Annotated in this window: 25 protein-coding genes and 1 riboswitch; of the genes, 13 read left to right on the top strand and 12 right to left on the bottom strand. The window is 67.7% G+C overall.

Annotated features, from left to right (window positions below; all coding sequences use genetic code 11):
- Positions 1–48: 48 nt before the first annotated feature.
- The 3 genes from cfa to crcB all read right to left on the bottom strand — a co-directional run bounded on the left by cfa (position 49) and on the right by crcB (position 2,034).
- Positions 49–1,167 carry a cyclopropane fatty acyl phospholipid synthase gene (gene cfa / locus BMZ38_RS03045; protein WP_091334374.1) on the bottom strand — a complete coding sequence of 373 codons (1,119 nt, stop codon included), beginning with the start codon at positions 1,165–1,167 and terminating at the stop codon, positions 49–51.
- Positions 1,168–1,202: 35 nt separating this feature from the next.
- A complete protein-coding gene (locus BMZ38_RS03040) occupies positions 1,203–1,538 on the bottom strand; it encodes a DUF190 domain-containing protein (protein WP_091333924.1) in 336 nt (111 codons plus the stop codon).
- Positions 1,539–1,641: 103 nt separating this feature from the next.
- Positions 1,642–2,034 (bottom strand): fluoride efflux transporter CrcB, encoded by a 393-nt coding sequence (gene crcB / locus BMZ38_RS03035; RefSeq protein WP_091333921.1) that lies wholly within the window; start codon positions 2,032–2,034, stop codon positions 1,642–1,644.
- 73 nt (positions 2,035–2,107) lie between these two features.
- Positions 2,108–2,188: riboswitch (Fluoride riboswitch) on the bottom strand.
- 103 nt (positions 2,189–2,291) lie between these two features.
- Here crcB and BMZ38_RS03030 point away from each other — a divergent pair.
- From BMZ38_RS03030 to chaB, 4 genes are all read left to right on the top strand, one after another.
- The gene (locus tag BMZ38_RS03030) at positions 2,292–3,548 is read left to right on the top strand and encodes a multidrug effflux MFS transporter (protein ID WP_091333919.1); all 1,257 of its coding nucleotides are present in this window, start codon (positions 2,292–2,294) and stop codon (positions 3,546–3,548) included.
- A 109-nt stretch (positions 3,549–3,657) separates the two neighbouring features.
- The gene (locus BMZ38_RS03025; RefSeq protein WP_245747158.1) at positions 3,658–5,925 is read left to right on the top strand and encodes a DUF5916 domain-containing protein; all 2,268 of its coding nucleotides are present in this window, start codon (positions 3,658–3,660) and stop codon (positions 5,923–5,925) included.
- A gap of 121 nt (positions 5,926–6,046) precedes the next feature.
- Positions 6,047–6,661 carry a DNA-3-methyladenine glycosylase gene (locus BMZ38_RS03020; RefSeq protein ID WP_091333917.1) on the top strand — a complete coding sequence of 205 codons (615 nt, stop codon included), beginning with the start codon at positions 6,047–6,049 and terminating at the stop codon, positions 6,659–6,661.
- A 67-nt stretch (positions 6,662–6,728) separates the two neighbouring features.
- Positions 6,729–6,956, top strand: coding sequence for a putative cation transport regulator ChaB (chaB, locus tag BMZ38_RS03015; protein WP_091333915.1), 228 nt, complete (start codon positions 6,729–6,731; stop codon positions 6,954–6,956).
- Positions 6,957–7,122: 166 nt separating this feature from the next.
- Here chaB and BMZ38_RS03010 read toward each other — a convergent pair whose 3' ends face one another.
- The 5 genes from BMZ38_RS03010 to BMZ38_RS02990 all read right to left on the bottom strand — a co-directional run bounded on the left by BMZ38_RS03010 (position 7,123) and on the right by BMZ38_RS02990 (position 10,192).
- On the bottom strand, positions 7,123–7,584 hold the full coding sequence (locus tag BMZ38_RS03010) for a hypothetical protein (RefSeq protein WP_091333912.1): 462 nt from the start codon (positions 7,582–7,584) through the stop codon (positions 7,123–7,125).
- A gap of 71 nt (positions 7,585–7,655) precedes the next feature.
- Positions 7,656–7,919, bottom strand: coding sequence for a cell division topological specificity factor MinE (minE, locus tag BMZ38_RS03005; RefSeq protein WP_091333911.1), 264 nt, complete (start codon positions 7,917–7,919; stop codon positions 7,656–7,658).
- Positions 7,920–7,924: 5 nt separating this feature from the next.
- Positions 7,925–8,764: a septum site-determining protein MinD gene (gene minD, locus BMZ38_RS03000; protein ID WP_091333909.1), complete on the bottom strand. Its 840-nt coding sequence runs from the start codon at positions 8,762–8,764 to the stop codon at positions 7,925–7,927.
- Between the two features lie 16 nt (positions 8,765–8,780).
- The gene (minC, locus tag BMZ38_RS02995) at positions 8,781–9,548 is read right to left on the bottom strand and encodes a septum site-determining protein MinC (RefSeq protein WP_425431838.1); all 768 of its coding nucleotides are present in this window, start codon (positions 9,546–9,548) and stop codon (positions 8,781–8,783) included.
- Positions 9,549–9,556: 8 nt separating this feature from the next.
- Entirely contained in the window at positions 9,557–10,192 is a 636-nt protein-coding gene (locus BMZ38_RS02990; RefSeq protein ID WP_091333905.1) for a GNAT family N-acetyltransferase, read from the bottom strand.
- Between the two features lie 193 nt (positions 10,193–10,385).
- Between BMZ38_RS02990 and BMZ38_RS02985 the strand changes: the two genes are divergently transcribed.
- The 7 genes from BMZ38_RS02985 (at position 10,386) to BMZ38_RS02955 (ending at position 18,765) form a co-directional block, all read left to right on the top strand.
- The gene (locus BMZ38_RS02985; RefSeq protein ID WP_091333903.1) at positions 10,386–11,609 is read left to right on the top strand and encodes a sensor histidine kinase; all 1,224 of its coding nucleotides are present in this window, start codon (positions 10,386–10,388) and stop codon (positions 11,607–11,609) included.
- A gap of 104 nt (positions 11,610–11,713) precedes the next feature.
- The gene (locus BMZ38_RS02980) at positions 11,714–12,355 is read left to right on the top strand and encodes a response regulator (RefSeq protein WP_091333901.1); all 642 of its coding nucleotides are present in this window, start codon (positions 11,714–11,716) and stop codon (positions 12,353–12,355) included.
- Positions 12,356–12,691: 336 nt separating this feature from the next.
- Positions 12,692–14,080 (top strand): SRPBCC family protein, encoded by a 1,389-nt coding sequence (locus BMZ38_RS02975; protein ID WP_091333898.1) that lies wholly within the window; start codon positions 12,692–12,694, stop codon positions 14,078–14,080.
- A 128-nt stretch (positions 14,081–14,208) separates the two neighbouring features.
- Complete coding sequence (locus tag BMZ38_RS02970; RefSeq protein WP_091333896.1) at positions 14,209–15,135, top strand: ABC transporter ATP-binding protein; 927 nt, start codon at positions 14,209–14,211, stop codon at positions 15,133–15,135.
- Positions 15,135–15,869: an ABC transporter permease subunit gene (locus BMZ38_RS02965; protein WP_091333893.1), complete on the top strand. Its 735-nt coding sequence runs from the start codon at positions 15,135–15,137 to the stop codon at positions 15,867–15,869. Before BMZ38_RS02970 ends, BMZ38_RS02965 begins: the two co-directional genes overlap by 1 nt.
- Position 15,870: 1 nt before the next feature.
- Complete coding sequence (locus tag BMZ38_RS02960; RefSeq protein WP_091333890.1) at positions 15,871–17,739, top strand: Gldg family protein; 1,869 nt, start codon at positions 15,871–15,873, stop codon at positions 17,737–17,739.
- Positions 17,740–17,904: 165 nt separating this feature from the next.
- Positions 17,905–18,765, top strand: a complete 861-nt coding sequence (locus BMZ38_RS02955) for a cytochrome c oxidase assembly protein (RefSeq protein WP_091333888.1) — start codon at positions 17,905–17,907, stop codon at positions 18,763–18,765.
- 21 nt (positions 18,766–18,786) lie between these two features.
- Here BMZ38_RS02955 and BMZ38_RS02950 read toward each other — a convergent pair whose 3' ends face one another.
- Both BMZ38_RS02950 and BMZ38_RS02945 read right to left on the bottom strand, forming a co-directional pair.
- On the bottom strand, positions 18,787–19,227 hold the full coding sequence (locus BMZ38_RS02950; RefSeq protein ID WP_091333886.1) for a copper chaperone PCu(A)C: 441 nt from the start codon (positions 19,225–19,227) through the stop codon (positions 18,787–18,789).
- Positions 19,224–19,826 carry an SCO family protein gene (locus tag BMZ38_RS02945; RefSeq protein ID WP_091333883.1) on the bottom strand — a complete coding sequence of 201 codons (603 nt, stop codon included), beginning with the start codon at positions 19,824–19,826 and terminating at the stop codon, positions 19,224–19,226. Before BMZ38_RS02945 ends, BMZ38_RS02950 begins: the two co-directional genes overlap by 4 nt.
- A 92-nt stretch (positions 19,827–19,918) precedes the next feature.
- On the opposite strand from BMZ38_RS02945, the gene BMZ38_RS02940 reads away from it, so the two are divergent.
- Together BMZ38_RS02940 and BMZ38_RS02935 are read left to right on the top strand one after the other, a co-directional pair.
- Positions 19,919–20,293, top strand: a complete 375-nt coding sequence (locus tag BMZ38_RS02940; protein ID WP_245747157.1) for a DUF423 domain-containing protein — start codon at positions 19,919–19,921, stop codon at positions 20,291–20,293.
- Positions 20,294–20,324: 31 nt separating this feature from the next.
- Positions 20,325–20,705 carry a hypothetical protein gene (locus BMZ38_RS02935; protein WP_091333878.1) on the top strand — a complete coding sequence of 127 codons (381 nt, stop codon included), beginning with the start codon at positions 20,325–20,327 and terminating at the stop codon, positions 20,703–20,705.
- Positions 20,706–20,745: 40 nt separating this feature from the next.
- Here the strand turns inward: BMZ38_RS02935 and BMZ38_RS02930 are convergent, their stop codons facing one another.
- Positions 20,746–20,940 carry a type II toxin-antitoxin system antitoxin gene (locus BMZ38_RS02930; RefSeq protein ID WP_091333876.1) on the bottom strand — a complete coding sequence of 65 codons (195 nt, stop codon included), beginning with the start codon at positions 20,938–20,940 and terminating at the stop codon, positions 20,746–20,748.
- A 94-nt stretch (positions 20,941–21,034) separates the two neighbouring features.
- Positions 21,035–21,901: an SPFH domain-containing protein gene (locus BMZ38_RS02925; RefSeq protein ID WP_091333873.1), complete on the bottom strand. Its 867-nt coding sequence runs from the start codon at positions 21,899–21,901 to the stop codon at positions 21,035–21,037.
- Between the last annotated feature and the right edge of the window lies 1 nt (position 21,902).

The following is a 21,902-nucleotide window of genomic DNA, read 5'->3' as shown; positions in this document are numbered from 1 at the left end:
GAGCCACCACTATCGTTGCCGGCGGCGCCGGCTTCAACTGCTCCCGCTTCAGCGCGGCACGCGGTAGCCGCCCGGCACACCGCGCGGGCTCAGCGTGAGCTGCCATAGCTGGTCGCGGCGACTGCGGAACACGGCGGCGGAGACCGCCAGGTAGTAGTGCCACATGCGACGAAAGCGTTCGTCGTAGTGGTGCGCCAGTGCCGGCCAGGCCGCATCGAAGTTGGCCCGCCAGGCGGTCAGCGTCCTGTCGTAGTCGGCGCCGAAGTTGTGCCAGTCCTCGACCACGAACAGGCCTTCCAGCGCCGTGGCGGTCTGGCTCATCACCGGGATCATCGAGTTGGGGAAGATGTACTTCTCGATCCACGGGTCCGGCCGCGAGGGCGCGCCGTTGCTGCCGATGCAATGCAACAGGAACAAGCCATCCTCGCGCAGGCAGCGCCGCGCCACCTCGAAGTAGCTGCGGTAGTTGAGCGCGCCGACGTGCTCGAACATGCCGATCGACATGATCGCGTCGAACGGCTCGTCGAGCTCGTGGTAGTCCTGCAGGCGGATCTCCACCGGCAGCCCGGCGCACAGCGACTGCGCATAGGCCGCCTGCTCCTGCGAGACCGTGATGCCGACGCCCTGGACGCCGTACTTCTCGGCGGCGTACTTGAGTGCCTCGCCCCAGCCGCAACCGATGTCGAGCACGCGCTGGCCCGGTTGCAGGCGCAGCTTGCGGCAGATCAGGTCGAGCTTGGCGACCTGGGCGTCGTCCAGGTTGCCGGCCTGGGCCCAGTAGCCGCACGAGTACACCAGCCGTTCGCCGAGCATGGCCTGGAACAGGTCGTTGCCCAGGTCGTAATGCGCCTTGCCGATCTCGAATGCATGCTCGCCGCGCTGCAGGTTGATGAAGCGTGCTTTCAGATGCGCGATCAACGTATCGAGGGTCTTCAATTCCTCGTCGAGCTGCGCGCACAGCAGGCGGGTGAACAGGCCCGGCAGGTCCTCGCTGTCCCACCAGCCGTCCATGTAGGCCTCGCCCAGGCCCAGCGAGCCGTGCGCGAAGACGCGGGCGTAGAGGCGCTCATCATGCACGCAGAGGTCGCAGGGTGGCTTGTCGCTCGCGTGGATGCCGGCCAGGGCCAGCAACTCGGTAGCGCGTCGCTTGAGGGATTGCTGGCGCATCGGCATTGCAGCACTCCTTACACTGGCGGCGCGCCTCATTGCGCGCCCAGAACTCCGAAGCGTATGGCCGAGGTTGCATAGACCACGTGGACACCTGCCTCGCGCACCCGCGCCAGGAACGCCTCCGCCTCTTCCGGCTTGAGCAGGAATTCGATCTTCACCGGCAGGTCGTCCGCCAGTTCGAAGAACGACTCCTCGTGCAGCACGCCGTGGCGCCCGAAGCCGGCGGTGGCACGGAATACGGAGCCTCCGCCGATGCCCTGGTGCCGGGCCTGCTGCAGCAGCCACTCGGACAACAGCATGCCGTCGTGGCGTGCGCGCAGGTGGGCGTAGAAGTACAGCCGGACGCCTTCGATGGATGTGTCATTCATGCGCATCGCTCCGCTTGCGGAATGCACGGGACCGGCCGTGCGAGGGGACGCTGCTTGTACGGCAGGATGGTCGCAGGAGCCTTGGCCGCGCCGAGGCGGGTAATCACGTCCATGGCCTCAGCGCTCCGCGGGTGAGCGCGATGCCCAGCAAGGTCATTCCGATCGAGCCTGCCAGGTGCAGCAGCAGGTGGCCGCCGAACCACAGGTACTGCTGGCGCAGCAGCAGCGTGGAGGACTCCGCGGAAAACGTGGAGAAGGTGGTCAGCCCGCCGAGGAAGCCGGTGAACACGAACAGGCGCAGTTCCGGCGGCAGCGTCTGGAAGTGGTCCCATACGCCCATCGCGCAGCCCATCAGGAGTCCGCCGAGGAGGTTGGCGACGAGTGTGCCTGGCGGCAGCGTGGGAAAGGCCTGGTTGAGCAGGTTGCCAAGCAGCCAGCGCAGCCAGCAGCCCAGCGCACCGCCGAAGCCGATGGCAAGGAATCCGGTGTAGCTCACGAGAACGCCTCCTCAAAGGATCCAGGTCGTCGGACGTCCGCGCTACGGGCACGCACCCGCACCCGGAACGATCCGGTGTGCAGGCATCATCAACCCCTCGGTCGGGGTGGTTCGTTCCGGCAGGAACAGGAGGCATGCCATCTCCCATCCGGCGGATGCTAGCGGATGGCGGGGGGCGAGGGCCAATCGCGAAAGGCCCGGGGCAGGGGCCCGCAGCGTGCATGGCATACTCGCCGCCGTCTCCCGGCGCCGCCCCCATGACCAGCACGCATCCCCCCATCCGGCGCAGCCTGCCGTGGCTGCTGGCCGGCCTGTCGATGATCGGTCCGTTCTCGATCGACGCGGTATTTCCCGCCTTTCCGCTGATCGGCACCGCCTTCGGCGTGGATGTGGTGGCGTTGCAACAACTGCTCAGCGTGTATCTGGTCGCCTACGCGGCGATGAGCCTGTTCCATGGCGCGATCTCCGATGCGCTGGGGCGCAAGCCGGTGATCGTGGCGGGCATGCTGGGCTATGCGCTGGCATCGGTGGGCGCGGCGTTGTCGGTGTCCTTCGGCATGCTGCTGGTGTGCCGCGGCGTGCAGGGCGCCTGCGCCGGCGCCGGGCTGGTGGTCGGGCGCGCGATCATCCGCGACACGCTGGAAGGCGAGGCGGCGCAGCGGCTGATGTCGCGCGTGATGATGATCTTCTCGGTGGCGCCGGTGATCGCGCCGATGGTGGGCGCACAGTTGCTGGGCCTGGACGGCTGGCACGGTATCTTCTGGGTACTGACGGGGTTCACTGCGTTGCTCGCGCTGCTGCTGGTGCTGCTGCTCCAGGAGACCCACCCGGCCGAGCGGCGCAGCCGCTTCGCGCTCAAGCCATTGTTGGGCAGCTACCTGACTTTCGCCCGCGACCGGCCGCTGTGGCCGTTGCTGGTGTCGCTCTCGGTCAATTTCGCCGGGCTGTTCCTCTACATCGCTTCGGCGCCAAGGGTGGTGCGCGGGCTGCTGCAACTGTCGGCACAAGGCTTCCCCTGGCTGTTCATACCGGTGGTGGCCGGGCTGGTGGCCGGTTCGTGGTTGTCGGGCCGGCTGGCGGGGCGCCGCGGCGTGGCGTTCACGGTGAACCTGGGTTATGCCGCGCTGCTGCTGGCCTGCGCGCTGCACCTGGTGCTGGCGCTGGTGCTGCCCCATCCACGGTTGCCCTGGTCGATCCTGCCGCTGGTGCTGCACGGTGTCGGCGTGCAGCTGGCCTTCCCGACGCTGACGCTGTTGTTGCTGGACCGGTTCCCGCGTCATCGGGGCGGCGTCGCTTCGGTGCAGGCATTCACCAGCCTGATGCTGAGCAGCGTGGTGGCCGGCGTGCTGTCGCCGCTGCTGTCGGTGAGCATGCTGCACCTTGCGTTGGGTTCCAGTGTCCTGACCCTGATCGGACTGGTCGCGTGGCTGGACTACCGTCGGTCGACGCGCCACCCGCGACAACCGCCACCGCGGGACACCGCGTTGCAAGCGCAGATCGTCGAGCCCCGCTGAGCGATAGCGTCCGGTTGTCCGCGGACAGCCGCTCCGGCGTGACTTTCGCCAGTCGGCCACAAGGCAGCGTCCGCCTATGCTGCCGGCCGTCCCCGCTGCCATGAAACCGATGCGCCCTTTCGCCCGCCACCCTTCCCGACCTCGTGGCCACCGCGCCGCGCGCGCCCTGGTTGCCTCGCTCGCCCTGCTGGCCTTGCCGGCCATGGCGGTGAGCGTCGACGGCCACATCGATCCGGTCGAATGGCAGGGTGCACGGCACATCACCGATTTCCGCAAGACCCAGCCGCTCAACGGCGAGCCGGGCAGCCTGCCGACCGAGGCCTGGGTGCTGTCCACGCCCGAGGGTCTGGCGGTGGCCTTCCGCTGCATCCAGCCGCCGGGCGTGCCGCGCACGCACCAGCGCATCCGCCGGGACGAGCAGGCGCAGGTCGACCGCGTGAACCTGATGGTCGACTTCGACGACGACGGGCGCACCGGCTACAACTTCATGGTCACCCTGACCGACGACCTCAACGACGCGGTGCTGACCAACGAAAGCCGCTTCAACACCGACTGGGACGGCAACTGGAAGCACGCCGTCAGCGAGGACGCGCAAGGCTGGTCGGTGGAAATGCTGATCCCCTGGTACATCGCGCCGATGCGCAGCGCAGTCGGCGGCGAGCGCACGATCGGGCTGTACCTGGACCGCGTGATCGGCTCGACCGGCGAGCGCGACGCCTGGCCGGTGGCAAGCTTCAACAAGCCGCGCTTCCTCTCCGACTTCACGCCGGTGACGCTGCCGGCCTACACGCAGCCGCTGTTCGCGGTCACGCCGTACGTGGTCGGCATCCGCGACCAGGTGCACGGCGCCAACAGCGTCAAGGGCGGCGCCGACATCTTCTGGAAGCCCAACGGCCAGACCCAGCTGACCGCCACCATCAATCCGGACTTCGGCCAGGTCGAGAGCGACGACCTGGTGGTGAACTTCGGGGCCGAGGAAACCTTCTTCACCGACAAGCGGCCGTTCTTCACCGAGAACCAGGGCATCTTCGATTTCGGCATGCTGATCGACAACAGCCAGCTGATCTACACCCGCCGAGTGGGCGGGCCGGCCGACGACGGCAACGGTGCCGGCGACGTCACCGGCGCGCTCAAGCTCAACGGCAGCGTTGGCGCCACGCGCTACGGCGTGATGGCGGCGCAGGAAAGTGGTGATGCCGGGCGCACCTTCTCCGCGCTGCGCCTCATCCATGACTTCGGCACGCAGACGCTGGGCATGCTCGCCACGCATGTGGACCGCCCCTGGCTCGACCGCGACGCCGACGTGCTGGGCTTCGACCATCGCTGGCAGCCCAACGCCAAGCTGACCGTCACCAGCAACGTGGTCGGCAGTGCGATCGGCCAGCACAACACCACCGTGCGCGGTACCGGCGCCACCACGGTCGTCGAGTACGAAATGAACGAGCGCTGGACCCAGGAGTGGCTGGGCATGCACTTCGACGACAAGCTCGACCTCAACGACTTCGGCTACCTGCCGCGCAACAGCCTCAACTACGTGCACTACGAGGTGCGTCGCCGCTTCGCCGACCTGCCCGCCGACTCCCGCTTCGCCTCGCACGTGTGGCATTGGCGCATCATCGGCATGGACAACGACCACGGCCTGAACCTGCAGCGGCAGTTCCGCGTGATCCGCGAGAGCCAGCTGCGCGATGGCGGCGAGTCGGACTGGCAGCTCAACCTCGATGCCCCCGCTTACGACGACCTCCTCACCCGCGGCCATGGTGCGCTGCGTCTTCCGCACAATGCCCTGCTGGACTGGGAGCGCCAGAGCCCGCGCAAGGGCAACTGGGGATGGGAATCGGAAGTGACCTTCAAGGGCAGCGACCGAGTGGGCCTGCGCCGCGTCGGTTACATGGCGCAGTTCAAGCCGACCTACTTCATCAACGACGCTTTCAGCCTGTTCAGCGGCGTCACCTACGAGTTCGACCCCGACTGGCTGGTCTGGCAGCACGACAACCTGATCGGCAGTTTCGACAGCCACCAGGTACTGCTCGATGCCGGCATCAACTGGAACATCGGCAACCGCCAGGAGCTGCGCATCAAGCTGCAGGCACTGGGCCTGGACGCGCGGCTGCTGCAGGCCTATCGCGTCAACGGCGATAGGCGCGCGGTGGCGGTGGACGATCCGGTGGACGATTTCAGCGTGCGCAACCTGGGCTTCCAGATCCGCTACCGCTACGAGCTGGCACCATTGTCCGACCTCTACGTGGTGTATGGCCGCGGCGGCTATGCGCTGGATCCACGCTACAGCGAGGCGGGCAGCCAGTTCGGCCGCAGCTTCGACCTGCGCGACAGCGAGCAGCTGCTGGTCAAGCTGGCGTACCGTTTCGAGCTGTGAGTGCCCGCACGATGGTCTTCAGTCCACCGCGGCTCCGGCGACGAATCATGCCGGCGGGCTGAAGCCCCGTCCTGTGGATCTTCGAATATCGGGTTGACGCCCCGCAGGGCATGCTGTGCGCATGACTCCCGACTTCGTTGCCTCGCTGCTTGGCCGCCCGGCCGCCGTGTTGCCCCGCGCGTTCTACGCGCGCGACCCGCGCACGGTGGCGCCCGCGCTGCTCAACAAGGTGCTGCTCAACGCCGACGGACGCAGCGGACGCATCGTCGAGACCGAGGCCTATTGCGGAGCGATCGATCCGGCCGCGCATTCCTGGCGCGGCCGCACCGCCCGCAATGCGACGATGTTCGGCCCGGCCGGGCTGCTCTATGTGTACTTCACCTACGGCATGCACTGGTGCTGCAACCCGGTGTGCGGCGAGGAAGGCGAAGGTGTCGCCGTGCTGCTGCGCGCGCTGGCGCCGCTGACCGGGCTGGCCGCGATGCGCGCGGCGAGGCCGCGCTGCCGGCACGACCGCGACCTCTGCCGCGGCCCGGCGCGACTGTGCCAGGCGCTTGGCATTGCCGGGGCGCAGGATGGCATCGACCTGGTCGAGGGCGCCGGCGGTTTTGCCATCGTCGATGACGGCACGGCACCGCCCGCGGAGCCCGTGGCTTCGCCGCGGATCGGCATCACCCGTGCGGCGGCCGAACCCTGGCGGTGGTACGTACCGGGCGATCGGCACGTGTCGCGTTAGTCGAGGTTGACGTTGGCTTGATCGCGGCGGGTGGACGGTGGCGGCGTTCCATCGAGGAGATCGAGCCATGCCCTACAAATCCACCAGCGACCTGCCCGACGCCGTGCGCGACAACCTGCCCGAGCACGCGCAGGAGATCTTCAAGGAGGCGTTCAACAGCGCCTGGGACGAATATGCCGACGCGGACAAGCGCCGCGGCCACGAATCGCGGGAGGAGGTCTCGTTCAAGGTGGCCTGGTCGGCGGTGAAGAACGAGTACGAGAAGGGCGACGACGACAAGTGGCACAGGAAGTAGCGGCGTGAACCCTCTCCCCCCTCTCTATCAGTCAGGGGAGAGGCAGGGTGAGGGGCCGGGGGAAGGTCGTTGTGGGTGGGCGTTCCCAAGCAGCACAGCGGGAAGTTTCAGGCAAGCCCCGCCTTCACCCCGACCCTCTCCCCGGAGGAGAGAGGGGACTGGATCGTCAGGCGAGTCCGCGCGCTTGCAGGAACGCCAGCGCCTCGCCCGCATCCTGCTCGAACCACGCCCGCGTCGAGCCCAGCCGGAAGCTGTAGCCCCAGGCGTCCATGTCGGCCATCAGCCGCGCGCGGCCCACGCCCGGCAGAGCGTCGGCGAGCAGGATCTGCAGGTAGCAGGCGGCGTCTTCTTCTTCCACCGAATCGGTGGCGTCGGTGTGTACCTTCGCTCGGCGCTCGGGCGGCAACACCAGCAGGTGGCAGGTCTCGTGCAGCAGCGAGTGCACCGGCGTGTCGTCGCGCGCGTAGACGGCGGTGCCGATGATGCCCGCCTCCTCGTCACCCCAGTAGCTGCCGGGGATCGGTTCGCCGGAGGGCACGCGGTGCAGCGCCAGGCCATGGCGCGCAAGCAGGGCGTTGGGTGCCGCGTAGCCGATGTCGGCCAGGCGCAGGACGGCGGGAGAATTCATGGTCGCGTCGGGCGGGCTTCGGCCCACCGCTGGCTGGATTGTCGCAAGGTGGGCCGAAGCCCACCCGCGGATCATGGCGCGGTCTTGCCGTCCGGCAGGGCGACGGACAATTCCAGCACCTCGTGTCCGCTGTCGCGCTCGACATTGATGTTGATCGCGTCGATGTCGACGTGGACGTACTTCTTGATTACCTCGAGCAGCTCGTTGCGCAGCAGCGGCAGGTAGTCCGGCGCGCCGCGGGTGGAGCGCTCCTGCGCCACGATGATGCGCAGGCGTTCCTTGGCGACCGAGGCGGTGGGTTCCGGCTTGCGCTTCAGGAAATCCAGGATGCCCATCACGATCAACCTCCGAATACGCGCTGGAGAAAGCCCTTCTTGGCCACTTCGGTGAAGCGCAGGGGGCGATCCTCGCCGAGGATGCGCGCGACCGTGTCGCGGTAGGCCTGGCCGGCGTTGGAATTCTCATCCAGTATCACCGGCACGCCGGCGTTGGAGGCGGCCAGCACGTTCTCCGATTCCGGGATCACGCCGACCACCAGGATGCCGAGGATTTCCTCCACGTCCTTGACGCTGAGCATCTCGCCCAGCGCCACGCGCGCGGGGTTGTAGCGGGTCAGCAACAGGTGCTGGGTGATCGGGCCTTCGCCGCGCTCGGCACGGCGGGTCTTGCTGGAGAGCAGGCCCAGGATGCGGTCGGAATCGCGCACCGAGGACACCTCCGGGTTCACCACCACCACCGCGTGGTCGGCGAAGTACATCGCCAGGTGCGCACCCTTCTCGATGCCGGCCGGCGAGTCGCACACGATGTAGTCGAAGCCTTCCTTGGAAAGACCGTCGAGCACCTTCTCGACGCCTTCCTGGGTCAGCGCGTCCTTGTCGCGGGTCTGGCTGGCGGCGAGCACGAACAGATTGTCGTGGCGCTTGTCCTTGATCAGCGCCTGCTTGATCGTGGCCTCGCCGTGCACGACGTTGACGAAGTCGTACACCACGCGCCGCTCGCAGCCCATGATCAGGTCGAGGTTGCGCAGGCCGACGTCGAAGTCGATCACCGCGACTTTCTTGCCGGCCATCGCCAGGCCGGTGGCCAGCGAGGCGCTCGTGGTGGTTTTGCCGACGCCGCCTTTGCCAGACGTGACGACGATAATCTCAGCGCTCAAGGGCTCTTCTCCGGTAATGCTCATCAGGTGGAATCGCCGGTCACAACCGGGCGATCATCAATTTTTCACCATCGAGCCAGCATTGCACAGCCTGGCCTTCGAGGTCTTTGGGGATCTGTTCAAACACGCGGTAGTGGCCGGCAATGGCCACCAGCTCGGCGCGGAAATCGGAGACGAAGATGCGTGCCTTCTCGTCGCCCTGCGCACCGGCCATGGCGCGGCCGCGCAGGCCGCCGTAGACGTGGATGGAGCCGTCGGCGATCACCTCGGCGCCGTTGGCGATGGCGCCGGTGAGCACCAGGTCGCGGTCGCGCGCGTAGACCTGCTGGCCCGAACGGACGTTGCCATCGTGGTGTTGCGCGCCGAGCGCAGGGCCGGCCGGCGGCGCGGCGTGAATCGGTTCGCGCACCGGAGCGGGCGGAGGCGCGGGCGCTGCGGCCGGTGACGGCGCCGACGGTGCGATGCTGCCGCCGTCGGCCGGCTCGTAGGCGGCGCGGAACTTGGCGATCAGCGGCAAGCCCATGCGCTGGGCCAGCGCCTCGGTGGCGCTGGTACCGTAGGCCAGGCCGACCGGCAGCATGCCGGCGCTGCGCACGGCCTCGAGCAGGGCGTCGACCGTGCCGTCGTCGGGCAGCTCCACCAGGTGCGAAAGATCCAGCACCACCGCGGCACGGGAAAAAAGCTGCGGGGCCGAGCGCACGCGGCGCTCCAGCTCCTCGCACAGTGCGGCGGCGTCCACGCGGCGCACGCGCACGCAGGCGATGCCGACCTGGCCGAAGCGCAGGTCGCAAGCGTCAGTCGTATCCATTTTTACGGTCACTGGTGCCGCTCTCCGGCGATGCGGCGCGGCTGGGATGCAGGGGAAAGGGAGGAAGCTGGAACCGGCAGTTCGCGTTCGGCCAGCCACGGCACGTCGGGCAAGCCATCGCGTTCGAGCCAGGTTTCCCGGACAAAGCCGTAGCTGGGCAGATCCTTGGCCAGCAGGCTGACCTGCGGACCGGACTCGGTCATGCGTTGCTGGCCCACTTCCTGGAAGCCGTAGGTGCCATGGAACAGCACCACCACGTCATCGCGCGGCTCCAGGAACACCTCGCAGGTGAGCAGCGGCACGCGCACTTCGGCGTAGCTGGTCACGTCGCAGTAGAACACCTTGCCCAGGCCATGGCGGCGGTAGGCGTTGGCGATCACGATACGGTCGATGTAGACGAACGACTCGTAGTGCTCGGCAAACCAGCGGTAGTTGGGGCTGTCGTAGTTGCCGCCATCGCGCAGGGCGATCAGGAAGCCGGCCAGATGACCGTCGATCTCGGCAACGCGGAAGTACTCGGCGCGCTCGTAGAAATAGCGCAGCTGCGCAGCGTCCAGGGCGAGGATGGAGCGACCGGCGGCGTTGTTGAGTGCCAGTACGGCATCCAGATCGTGCTCGCGCACGTCGCGGATGGCTAGGGCCATTCGTTGCTCCGCAGATAAGGCAGTGAACCGGTGGGCGCCGCAGGCGTCCGCAAGGGCGCATTATGGCATGCGGGGCCGGGGCGCACATCCTGCGCGCGGCTGTAAAACCTTTGTAAAACGCGAGCCTGCACGGCTTGTGGGAGGGTGACTTCCCGCGCATTGCACGGGGCTCGCGCCGGCCTATGATGCGGCCATGTCCTGGACCAACTTCAACCACATCCGGCTGCTGCGGCTGACCGGGCTGTTCACCTACCTGTGCGTAGGTACGCCCCTGCTGACGCAATGGGCGACCGAGCGGCTGACCCAGCTCAACCGCCCCGGCACGTCGCTGCTGCTGTGGACGCTTTGCTACCTGATATTCGGAATGTTGTACTGGGCCGTGACCACCAACCTGGGCGCGCGCCGCTACGTCGGCCTGCGCCTGGCCGGCATGGCGGTGATGAGCACCGCGGCGGTGGCGGTGGGCTGGTACAGCCACAGCGGATTGTCGGCCATGCTCATGGCGGTCACTGCGGTCGTGCTGCCCTGGCTGCTGCCGTTCTGGCTGGGAGTGGTATGCATCGTGGTGCAGAACGTGGCGCTGGTGTTCGTGTTCATGAATTTTCCCGAGTACGACCGCAACGTCTGGTTGGCCTTCCTGCAGATCAGCATCTACCTGGGCATTTGCGCGCTCGGCTTCGTTGCCTCGATGGTCGCCAGTCAGCAGACCGAGGCGCGCGAGGCGCAGCGGCGCCTCAACTCGGAACTGCGCGCCACCCGCGCCCTGCTGGCCGAATCCACCCGCATCGCCGAGCGCATGCGCATCGCGCGTGAACTGCATGACCTGATCGGCCATCACCTGACGGCGCTGAGCCTCAATCTCGAAGTGGCCAGCCACCTGGCCAACGATGCCTCGGCCGAACACGTGCGCAAGGCGCAGGCCACCGCGCGCCACCTGCTGTCCGATGTGCGCGAGGCGGTCAGCGAGCTGCGCCAGGACGACGCGATCGATCTGACCCAGGCGCTGCGCAGCCTGATCGAGGGCGTACCCGGACTGACCGTGCATGTGGACCTGCCACCGCGCTTCAGCCTGGAGGACCCGCGTCGCGCGCAGGTGTTGTTGCGCTGCGCGCAGGAGATCATCACCAATTGCGCCAAGCACGCCGGGGCGCGACAGCTGTGGCTGACCTTCGCTTATGCCGACGCCAACCAGCTCGGACTGCACGCGCGCGACGATGGTCGCGGGGCGGCCCATTTCAAGCCGGGCAACGGGCTTTCCGGGATGCGCGAGCGGCTGGCCGAGTTCGGTGGCAGCGTGGCGGTGGACACCGCCGTAAGCGAGGGCTTTGCGCTGACCGTGCGGCTGCCGCTGGGCGAGGCCCTGGAGCTGGCCCACGCCCCGTCGCGCACGGAGCCGCCGGCATTGAGCATGTCATGACGGCAGGCCGGCGCGTGCCATGCCAAAATGGTCGGCAGCGCCCGGTCGCCACGCACGTAGCCCGCGTGAACCGCACGCGATCACCGCACTGTTGAGGATCCGCGATGATTTCCGTCTGTCTCGTCGATGACCAGAACCTGGTGCGCCAGGGCGTCCGTTCGCTGCTGGACCTGGCCGAAGATATCCGCGTGGTGGCCGAGTGCGCCGACGGCGCCCAGGCCGTTGCGGATATTCCGCGCATCAAACCCGACGTGGTGCTGCTGGACCTGCGCATGCCCAACATGAGCGGACTGGAGGTGCTGCAGGCACTGTCCGCGCGCGGCGAGCTGCCGCCCACGATCATCCTGACCACTTTCGACGACGACCAGCTGGTGCTGCAGGGCCTGAAGGCCGGCGCACGCGGTTATCTGCTGAAGGACGTGTCGCTGGAGCAACTGGTCGAGGCGGTCCGCACCGTTGCCGCCGGCGGCTCGCTGGTGGCCCCGATGGTGACGCAGCGCCTGCTGGCCGGGGTAGGGCGCATGCAGAACCAGTTCACCAGCCTGGAACAGCCCGACCCGCTTACCGAGCGCGAAACCGAAATCCTGCGCCTGCTCTCGGGCGGCTACTCCAACAAGGAGATCGCCAATTCCTTGAAGGTGGCCGAGGGCACGGTGAAGAACCACGTGTCCAACATCCTTTCCAAGCTGGGCGTGCGCGACCGCACGCGCGCGGTGCTCAAGGCGCTGGAGCTGGGCATCGTCTGAGCGCACGTTGATCCGGGCGCTCTTTTTTGTCGGAAGCGGGCTGGGTGGAGGGTTCGAAGGGGCCGCGCCGTCGGCCTTGCCGACCCTTCAGCGCCGAACGGCACCCTCTCCCGAAGCCGGCCAAGGGCTCGGTTGCGCCCTCGGCGCCGGGCCGCTTCAGCCAGCCAGCCAGGCGCCTGCTTGCCCGATGGCGTTCCAGCCCGCGAGCAAGTACCATCCGGAGCTTCGGTATTCGCCGATCCTCGCCCGTGCCTTCCTCCGGGGCTCTGAGCCCTGTGGCGCGGAACCGACGGGAACCTTTAAGCGCTGCGCGGAAACGCTCGGAGAACCCAGGTAATGATGCGTGTTCTTGAATTCATTGTGGCCCTGATCATCGTCGCCGTGCTCGGTGTCGTGGTAGGCGTGATCATGCCCGGGAGCGGCCATGTGGAGCGGTCGCTGGTCTTTGGCAAGGACATGCGCCAGGTCTACGACACTCTCGACAACTTCCGCCGCTTCGAGGACTTCTCCTCGCTGCGCCAGGAAGACCCGAAGATCCAGTTCAAGCTTTCGGGCAAGGACTACGGTCCGGGTGCGGAAATCAGCTGGACCAGCGACAACGACCGCATCAGCGAAGGCAAGTTGACGATCGCCAGCGCCGAGCCGGAGTTCTACAAGGTCGACAACACAGTCAACGACGCCAAGATCGTCTGGAACCTGGACAACGATTGGCGCGGCCAGGACAAGCACTTTACGCTGGACCTGGAGCGCCAGGGCAGCCGCCACCAGTTGACCAAGGTCACCTGGTCGTATGACGTGGCCTACGGCTTCAACCTGGTCAACCGCTACTCCAACCTGTACATCCACGGCGATCCGGACTCGTTCATCCAGTCCAGCCTGGGCAACCTGCAGAACGTGCTGGCCGCGGTGCCGAACATCGATTACGGCAAGCTGGTGCCGTACATCCAGCAGACCAAGCCGACGCCGATGCTGCTGGTCTCCACCTCGATCCAGCGCAGCGGCGGCCTGGCTGCACTGGACGATGCCACCGCCACGGCGGTCAAGCAGATCCAGGACGCGGCCAAGAAGCTGGGCGTGAACGTGGTCGGCCCGCGCGTCATCTTCACCACCAACTACGGCGACCAGGCCTACACCTTCGACGTGGGCATGCCGATCGACGCCACCAGCCTGACCGTCGCCGGCCAGAGCCAGGAACTGACCCCGGCGCAGCCTCCCAAGCTCGGTGAAGAGGAGCCGGCCGAGGCCTCCAGCGCGCCGGCCAGCGCCAGCAGCTCGGCCGCCGCCAAGCCGGCCGGCCCGCAGCCGGGCGACCATGACCGCTGGGGCCGCCTGGTCGTGGACGCCAACGTGCGCGCCACGCTGGCCTTCGGCGAGCCCTCGCTGGTCGGCGTGTGGAACGGTACCGCCGCCGGCGTGCCGCAGACCCGCGAGATGCTCAAGGCCTACGCGCAGACCCACGGCTACAAGTTCGACGAGGTCACCAATCGTCTGTACGACATCGAGGTGCAGCCGGAGGTCAAGGACAAGACCGGCGCCGTGACCACCTACGCCAAGTACGATGTCTACCTGCCGCTGCTGGGCGACAACGTCCCGCAGCAGACGCCGGAACAGGCTGCCGGCATTCCGCAGCCGAGCCTCGAACCGGCCCCCGCCAGCAGTGCCTCCGCGCCCGCCGCCGCCGGCTCCAGCGCGGCCCCGGCCGAAGCCGCCAGCGCCGGGCAGTAAGTTCGTCCCGGTCGCACATGAATCCTGCCCGCCTCGCGCGGGCAGGATTTTTTTTGGGCGCACGCCGGGCCTGCCGCAGCCGCACACCGGTGCGCTAGAGTGACGGGCCAGCCAATCCGCCACGCCGCATGATCGAAGCCGACCGACTCACCCGCTGCTATGGCCGCCTGATCGCGGTGGATGCGCTTTCCATCCGCGCCGAGCCGGGCCAGGTGCTGGGCCTGCTCGGTCCCAACGGCGCCGGCAAGTCCACCGCGATGCGCATGATCGCCGGCTTCCTCGCGCCAACCTCGGGCACTGCGCGCGTGTGCGGGCACGACGTGCAGCGCGAGCCGCTCAAGGCCAAGCGCGCGCTTGGCTACCTGCCCGAGGGCGCGCCCAGCTACGGCGAGATGACCGTGCGCGAGTTCCTCACCTTCATCCTGCGCGTGCGCGCACTGCCGGCGGAGACGGGCTTTCGCCGTTTCGACGAGGTGGTGACGCACCTGCAGCTGGAGGACGTGCTGGACCAGTGCATCGACACGCTGTCCAAAGGGCTGCGCCGCCGCGTGGGCCTGGCCCAGGCAATCCTGCACGACCCGCCGGTACTGATGCTGGACGAGCCGACCGACGGCCTGGATCCGAACCAGAAGCATGCCGTGCGCCGGCTGATCGATTCGATGGCGCGCGAGCGCACGATCCTGATCTCTACCCACCTGCTGGAGGAAGTCCACGCGCTGTGCAACCGCGTGGTGATCATCGCCCGCGGCAGGCTGCTGGCCGACGCCACGCCGGCCGAACTGGAGGCCCGCTCGCGTTATCACGGAGCGGTGTCTTTCAGCGCGCCGGGCAGCGGCGTTTCGCAGGAAATGCTCGGCCGTCTGCCGCAAGTGGCCGCGATCGAGGTCGATCCGCTGGACGGGCGCATCACCGTGTTCCCCAAGCCCGGCGCGCGCGTGCTTGAACCAGTCGAGGACCTGCTGCGCCAGCAGGGCCTGGAAGTGTCGGAGATCCAGCTCGAGCGCGGTCGGCTGGACGAGGTGTTCCGCCAGATCACGATGGGAGAGAGCGCCTGATGCATCCCATCGCCGCCATCATGCGCCGCGAGCTGCGCAGCTATTTCGTCACCCCGGTCGCCTACGTGTTCCTGGTGATCTTCCTGGTGCTGGCCGGATTGCTCACCTTCTACGCGGGCGACTTCTACGAACGCGGCCTGGCCGACCTGCAGCCCTTCTTCGTGATGCATCCGTGGCTGTACCTGATCCTGGCGCCCGCACTGTCGATGCGCATGTGGGCCGAAGAGTCCAAGGCCGGCACGCTGGAATTGCTGCTCACGCTGCCGGTGACACTGGTGCAGGCGATGCTCGGCAAGTTCCTCGCCGCCTGGCTGTTCCTGGGGCTGGCGCTGGCGCTGACCTTTCCGATCTGGATCACCGTCAACTATCTCGGCGATCCGGACAATGGCGTGATCTTCGCCGGCTACCTTGGCAGCTGGCTGATGGCCGGCGCGTTCCTGGCCATCGGCGCCTGTCTTTCCACGTTGACCCGCAGCCAGGTGGTGGCATTCATCCTCACTGCGCTGGTGTGCGTGCTGCTGATCCTGGTCGGCCAGCCGCAGGTGCTCGATTTCGTCCAGGGCGCGCTGCCGCGCAAGCTGGTCAACGGCGTTGCGCATCTTTCCATCCTGCGCCACTTCGAGGCGATCGCCCGCGGCGTGCTCGACGTGCGCGACCTGATGTATTTCCTCTTCACCATCTTCGCCTGGCTCACCGCCGGCGTGCTGGTGCTCGACCTGAAGCGGGCTCGCTGACATGCGCCGCCTGCACATCGGCCGCCGCACCGTGCTGGTCGCCGCGCTGGTCGCGCTGAGCCTGGTCTTCATCGGCATCACCCTGGCCAGCAGCCGCTGGCTGCGCGCTGCGCGCATCGACCTGACCGCCGACCACCTGTACACGCTCACGTCCGGCACGCAGCACATCATCGACGACCTGCATCGCCCGCTGAAGCTCACCCTGTACTTCTCCGAGCACGCCACCCGCGACCTGCCGCAACTGCGCAGCTACGAGCAGCGCGTTCGCGAGATGCTGCAGGAAATGGTGGCGCGCTCGCGCGGGCGCATCCGCCTGGCGGTAATCGATCCGGTGCCTTACTCGGACGACGAGGCCAGCGCCGAAGGCGGCGGGCTGACGCCGATCAATGGCGGCAGCAACGGCGAGCGGGTGTTCTTCGGACTGGTCGGCAGCACGCTCCCGGGCAGCGAGGGCGAAGGCGAGGAGCGCAGCCTGTCGATACCGTTCTTCGATCCTGCGCGCGAGACGTTCCTCGAATACGACGTCGCCAAGCTGCTCTACGAGCTCGACCAGCCCAGCAAGTCGCACATCGGCCTGATCAGCTCGCTGCCGCTGGCGGGCAACCCGGCGATCGGCCAGGCGCCGTGGGCGGTGGTGCAGCAGCTCGAGCAGTTGTTCGAGGTGCGGACCCTCGATGCCGACACGCTCACCCGCGTGGGCGACGACATCAAGGTGCTGCTGCTGGTTCATCCCAAGCGGCTGTCCGACTCGGCGGTCTACGCGCTGGACCAGTACGTGCTGCGCGGTGGCCACCTGGTGGTGTTCGTCGATCCGGACGCGGAACTGGACACCACGCCCTACGTGGACAGCAACGGGGTCACCGACGACCACAATTCCGATCTGCCGAGGCTGTTCGCCGCATGGGGCGTGACGTTCGACACCCGGTCGGTGGTGCTCGACCGTTCGCGCGCGCTGCAGATCGAACTGGCCGGCAGCAACCTCAACCATCCGGCGATGCTGGGGCTGGGGCCGCAGGAGCTCAACCACAACGACGTGGTGACGGCCAGCCTGCAACGCATCAATGTCTCCACCGCGGGCAGCTTCGACCTTGCACCGAATGCGCAGACACGCCTGCTGCCACTGATCCAGAGCAGTGCCGAGGCCGAGAAGGTGCCGGCGCAGCGCGTGCTGGAGGCGGCCAGCGATCCGACCACGCTGCTGCAGGGCTACCAGCCGGACAACCAGCACTACGTGATCGCCGCGCGCCTGCGCGGTACCTTCGCAAGCGCTTTCCCGCAACGTGCCGGCACGCCGGGCCATCTGGCGCAATCGAAGCCCGATTCGGAGGTGGTGCTGGTGGCCGATACCGACCTGCTCAGCGACCGCCTGTGGGTGGAGACGCAAAGTTTCCTCGGCCAGCCGATGCTTTCGGTGTTCGCCAACAACGGCGACTTCGTCACCAACCTGGCCGACAACCTCAGCGGCTCCTCGGCGCTGCTGTCGATCCGCGGACGCTCGGCGTCGCAGCGGCCGTTCACCCGCGTACGGGCGTTGCAGGCGGCGGCGGACCAGAAGTTCCTGCTCAAGAAGCAGGAGCTGGAGCGCGAGCTTGCCGAGACGCGGCAACGGCTGGACGAGCTGCAGCCGGGCAAGGGTGGGCGATCCAGCACCGCCGGCGCTCAACAGAAGAGCGAAATTGAGCAGTTCCAGCAGCGGCGGCTGGCGATCAACAAGGAGCTGCGCGACGTGCAGCATCAGCTCAATGCCGAGATCGATGCACTCGGGTTGCGACTGAAGGTGATCAACATCGTGCTGGTGCCGGCGCTGGTTACCCTGATCGGACTGCTTTACGGCTGGCGACGGGTTCGTCAGAGCCGTTCGCGCCGCTGACCGTTGCGCCCTCTCCCCCGCGGGGAGAGGGCAGGGTGAGGGGCCGGGGCTCGCCTCTAACTTCCAGAGGGCGCCCGTGGCGGACACCAAGGCGGCAATCTGCCGCAAGCGCCCCGGCGCCGCATGGCGGGGTCTATCCTTGCAGGCTGGTGACGATGCGGGCCGCTGATGGCGCTATTGCTCAAATGGATCGTGCCGTGGGAATTCTCGTGGGTGTTCCTCGCGAGCTTCCTGCTGGTCGCGGTGCTGTACTGGAGAGGGTCGCGCGCGCTTGGCGTGAGCCTCGCCCGGCGCGTGTCGTTCTGGAGCGGCATGGCGATCATCTACCTGTCGCTGCACACCTACCTGGATTACTACGCGGAGCACGAGTTCTTCATGCACCGCCTGCAGCAGGTGCTGCTGCACCACTTGGCGCCGCTGCTGGTCGTGGCTTCCTATCCGGCAGGAGTGCTGCGCGCTGGCCTGCCGTTCGAATGGCGCGTGCGCTGGCTGCGCCCCGTGCAGAAGTCGGCGGTCTGGCAAGCGGTGAGCGCGGTGCTGTTCAACCCGGCGCTGGCGACGTTCCTGTTCATCGGTTTCATCCTGGTCTGGCTGATTCCATCCATGCAGACGCTGGCGATGCTCGACTGGCGCATCTACCGCTTCATGAACTGGACGATGCTCGGCAGCGGTTTCATCTACTGGGCGCTGGTACTCGACCACCGCCCGCGGCCGCCGGGGCGGATGATCCCGGGGCTGCGCGTGCTCTCGCCGGCGATCACCATGTCGCCGCAGATCCTGGCCGGTGCGATCGTCACGTTCTCCAAAACCGACCTCTATCCCATCTTCGAGATCTGCGGTCGTGCGTTTACCTTCAACGTGTTGACAGGGCAGATGGTCGGCGGCGTGATCACCTGGGTACCGGCGGCCATGATCGAATCGGTCGGTGCGCTGCTGGCGTTGCGGCAGTGGCTGGCGCTGTCGCGGCGAGGACGGATCCGGCGCGAGCACCGGATGCAGCAGCGTCCGGTTGCGCGCAACACGTAGGGCCGTCGTGGCGCCGCGCGATCAGAGCGCGTTGGCGGGCTTGGCCAGGAAGTCGGTGCCCAGCGTGCTGCCGTCGGCGAAGTGCAGGACGACCTGGACGGTCTGTCCAGGCTGCACCGGCTTGCCAGCATCCATCAGCATGAAGTGGTAGCCGCCGGGAGCCAGTGCGACCTGTCCGTGCGCCGGCACGGTGAGGCTGTCCACCATGCGCATGCGGCCCATGCCGGTATCGGTGGAACTCTGGTGAAGCATCACGCTGCCGTAGGCTGCGCTGCTGGCGCCGTCAAGCACGGCCGGCTGGTCGCCGTCGTTGCGCAGCGAGACGTAGCCGCCGGCCGGCAGGTTGGCCGGCATGACGCGGATCCACGCATCACTTGCATGCACGTGGCCAGCCTGGGTCGCATGTGCAGCGCCTGCGCAGAGCAGGCCGGCGAGCAGCAAGGGGAGCGAACGCAGGATCATGTTCCGGTTTCCAGCAGCAGGTAGAGGTCGTGTACGAGGTCGTCCTGCGAGGCCGCCGGCGTGGCGAGCAGGCGCGCGTGGCCCTGGCGGTCGAACAGATAGATCGCCGAACTGTGGCTGACCTCGTACTGCCCGTTGGCCTGGGACGGCTCACGGGTGAAGGCTGAGCGGTAGCGCTTGCTCAGCGCCTCGAGCTCGCGCGGCGTGCCGGTCAGCCCCACTGCACGCTTGTCGAAGGCGTTGACGTAGGCGTGCATGATGGCCGGCGTGTCGCGCGCAGGGTCGACGCTGACGAACAGGATGCGCGCATCGTCCGCCTTCGCGCCGACGCGCTGCAGCACCGCGTGCAGGTGGGCCAGCGTCAGCGGGCAGACGTCGGGGCAATGCGTATAGCCGAAATACAGCAGCACCACCTTGCCGCGGTAGTCCTCGCCGGTGACCGGCTTGCCGTGGTCGTCGGTAAGCTGGAAGGCGAGATCGGGCATATGACCGCTGATGTCGGTCAGGCGCCAGGGCAGCTTGCCGTCGCGGTGGCAGGCGGTCAGCAGCAAGGCCAGGCCGAGCAGCAGGATGAGGCGGGCCAGGCGCAAGGGCTTCATGCAAGAATCCGGGCGATGCATCGCACCAGCATACGCCACGCGGTGGTGCGGGCGCGGCCGCCGAGGAGCTTATGCGACAACCTGTCCCTGTCATGACGCGTGCGATGCCCTGGCTGGTGGGTGCGGCCGGCGCCAGTGCGGTGCTGCTGGGCGCGTTCGGCGCGCACGCGTTGCGCGGTGTGCTCGATGCTGGCGGGCGCGAACTCTGGCGCACCGCCTCGCAGTACCACTTCTGGCATGCGCTGGCACTCGCGGCTGCCTGCCTGGTACCGCCGGGCAAGGCGCGTCGTTGCGCGCTGGGCGCGTTCGCCATTGGCCTCGTGCTGTTCTGCGGCAGTCTCTATGCGCTGGCGCTGGGGGCGCCGCGCTGGTGCGGCGCGATCACGCCGCTGGGTGGCGTCGCCTTCATCGTGGGATGGATCGCGCTGGGCCTGGCCTTTCATCGCACGGACAAGGCCGCGTCATAGCCGCGTCATCCCCCGGCGCGATGCTGCGTGCATGCGCCGCTACCCGCTCCTGCCACGATCGCTGCGCCGGCTCGACCGGCGAGCCGGTTTTGCCGCGACCTTCCTGGCCGCGGCGATGCTCGTCGGTTTCATCGGACCGTCGCCTCCCGAGCGGCCGCAGAAGCAGCTGGTGCGCTGGACCGGCGAAGGGCACGACTGGCTGCTGGTGGGTGATCGGGAACACGATCGCATCCAGGCCTACGACGCGCGCGACGGGCGTCCGCTGGGCACCCTGGATCGGGCCTCCGGCCTGGGCGATGTCGACCGCCTGGTGCTCGAGGGACGTTGGCTGGTGGTGCTGGGAAATGACGCGCCGAAGGCGGTGCGGCTGCCCGGACTGCGAGCGCAGCCGCTGGCTTCCAGGACACGATGAGACGTTCCCGGATGAGATGTTCCCGGCGGGAGTACGCCGATCAGGTGTCCGGCTTGTCGTCCACCATGGGTTTTGCCATGCCGGCCTTCAATCGCCCGGACTTGCGCAAGGCCTCGCGCAGCACGTACTCGATTTGCGCGTTGACGCTGCGCAGCTCGTCGTCGGACCAGCGTTGCATGGCCTCGAGCACGGTCGCGCTGATCCGCAGGGGATAGGCTTTTTTCTCCGCGGGCATCGTCTCAGTCGCGCTTGCGGCGCGCGGCGACGGCTACGGCGATGATGATGATCACCACGACGACGGGAATGACGTAGCTCATCGCGCGTCTCCCTTAGCCGTACAGCGTGCCGGTATTGACCACCGGCTGCGTGCCGCGCTCGCCGCACAGCACCACCAGCAGGTTGCTGACCATCGCGGCCTTGCGCTCCTCGTCCAGTTCGACCACCCCGCGGCGGCTCAACTGGTCCAGCGCCATCTCGACCATGCTCACCGCGCCTTCGACGATGCGGGTGCGCGCGGCGATGATGGCGCCGGCCTGCTGGCGCTGCAGCATTGCCTGGGCTATTTCCTGCGCGTAGGCGAGGTGGCTGATACGCGCCTCGATCACCTGTACGCCAGCCTGCTCCAGCCGCGCCTGGATCTCGTCGCGCAGGTGGTTGTTGATCACCTCGCCATGGCTGCGCAGCGAGGGCTGGCCGTCGTCGTGCGCGTCGTACGGATAGCTCTGCGCCATCTGGCGCAGCGCCGATTCGCTCTGGATGTGCACGAAGTTCTCGTAGTCCTCGACGCGGAACACCGCTTCGGCGGTGTCGACCACCTGCCAGACGACCACGGCGGCGATCTCGATCGGATTGCCGTCGTTGTCGTTGACCTTCAGCCGCCCGCTCTCGAAGTTGCGCACACGCAGCGAGACGCGGCGCTTGCTGTAGAACGGATTGGTCCAGCGCAGCCCTTCCTCGCGCACGCTGCCGGCATAGCGGCCGAACAGCTGCATCACCTGCGCTTCGTTTGGCGCGACCTGGAAGAAGCCCTTGAGCAGGAAGCCGGCGAGCACCAGCAGCAGGATGCCCGGGATCACGTGCGGCGCCGGTTGCGCCGCGTCGGCACTGACCAGCAGCCATGCGCCAATGGCGGCCAGCGCCAGGCACACCCCGGTGAAGGGGATGCCGGCGATCGAGAAACCCTTGCGTTCGTTCATG

The organism is Frateuria terrea (assembly GCF_900115705.1).
GTDB classification, from domain to species: domain Bacteria; phylum Pseudomonadota; class Gammaproteobacteria; order Xanthomonadales; family Rhodanobacteraceae; genus Frateuria_A; species Frateuria_A terrea.
Note: the sequence above shows the minus strand (reverse complement) of the source record. Positions and strands in the feature narration are given on the sequence as shown.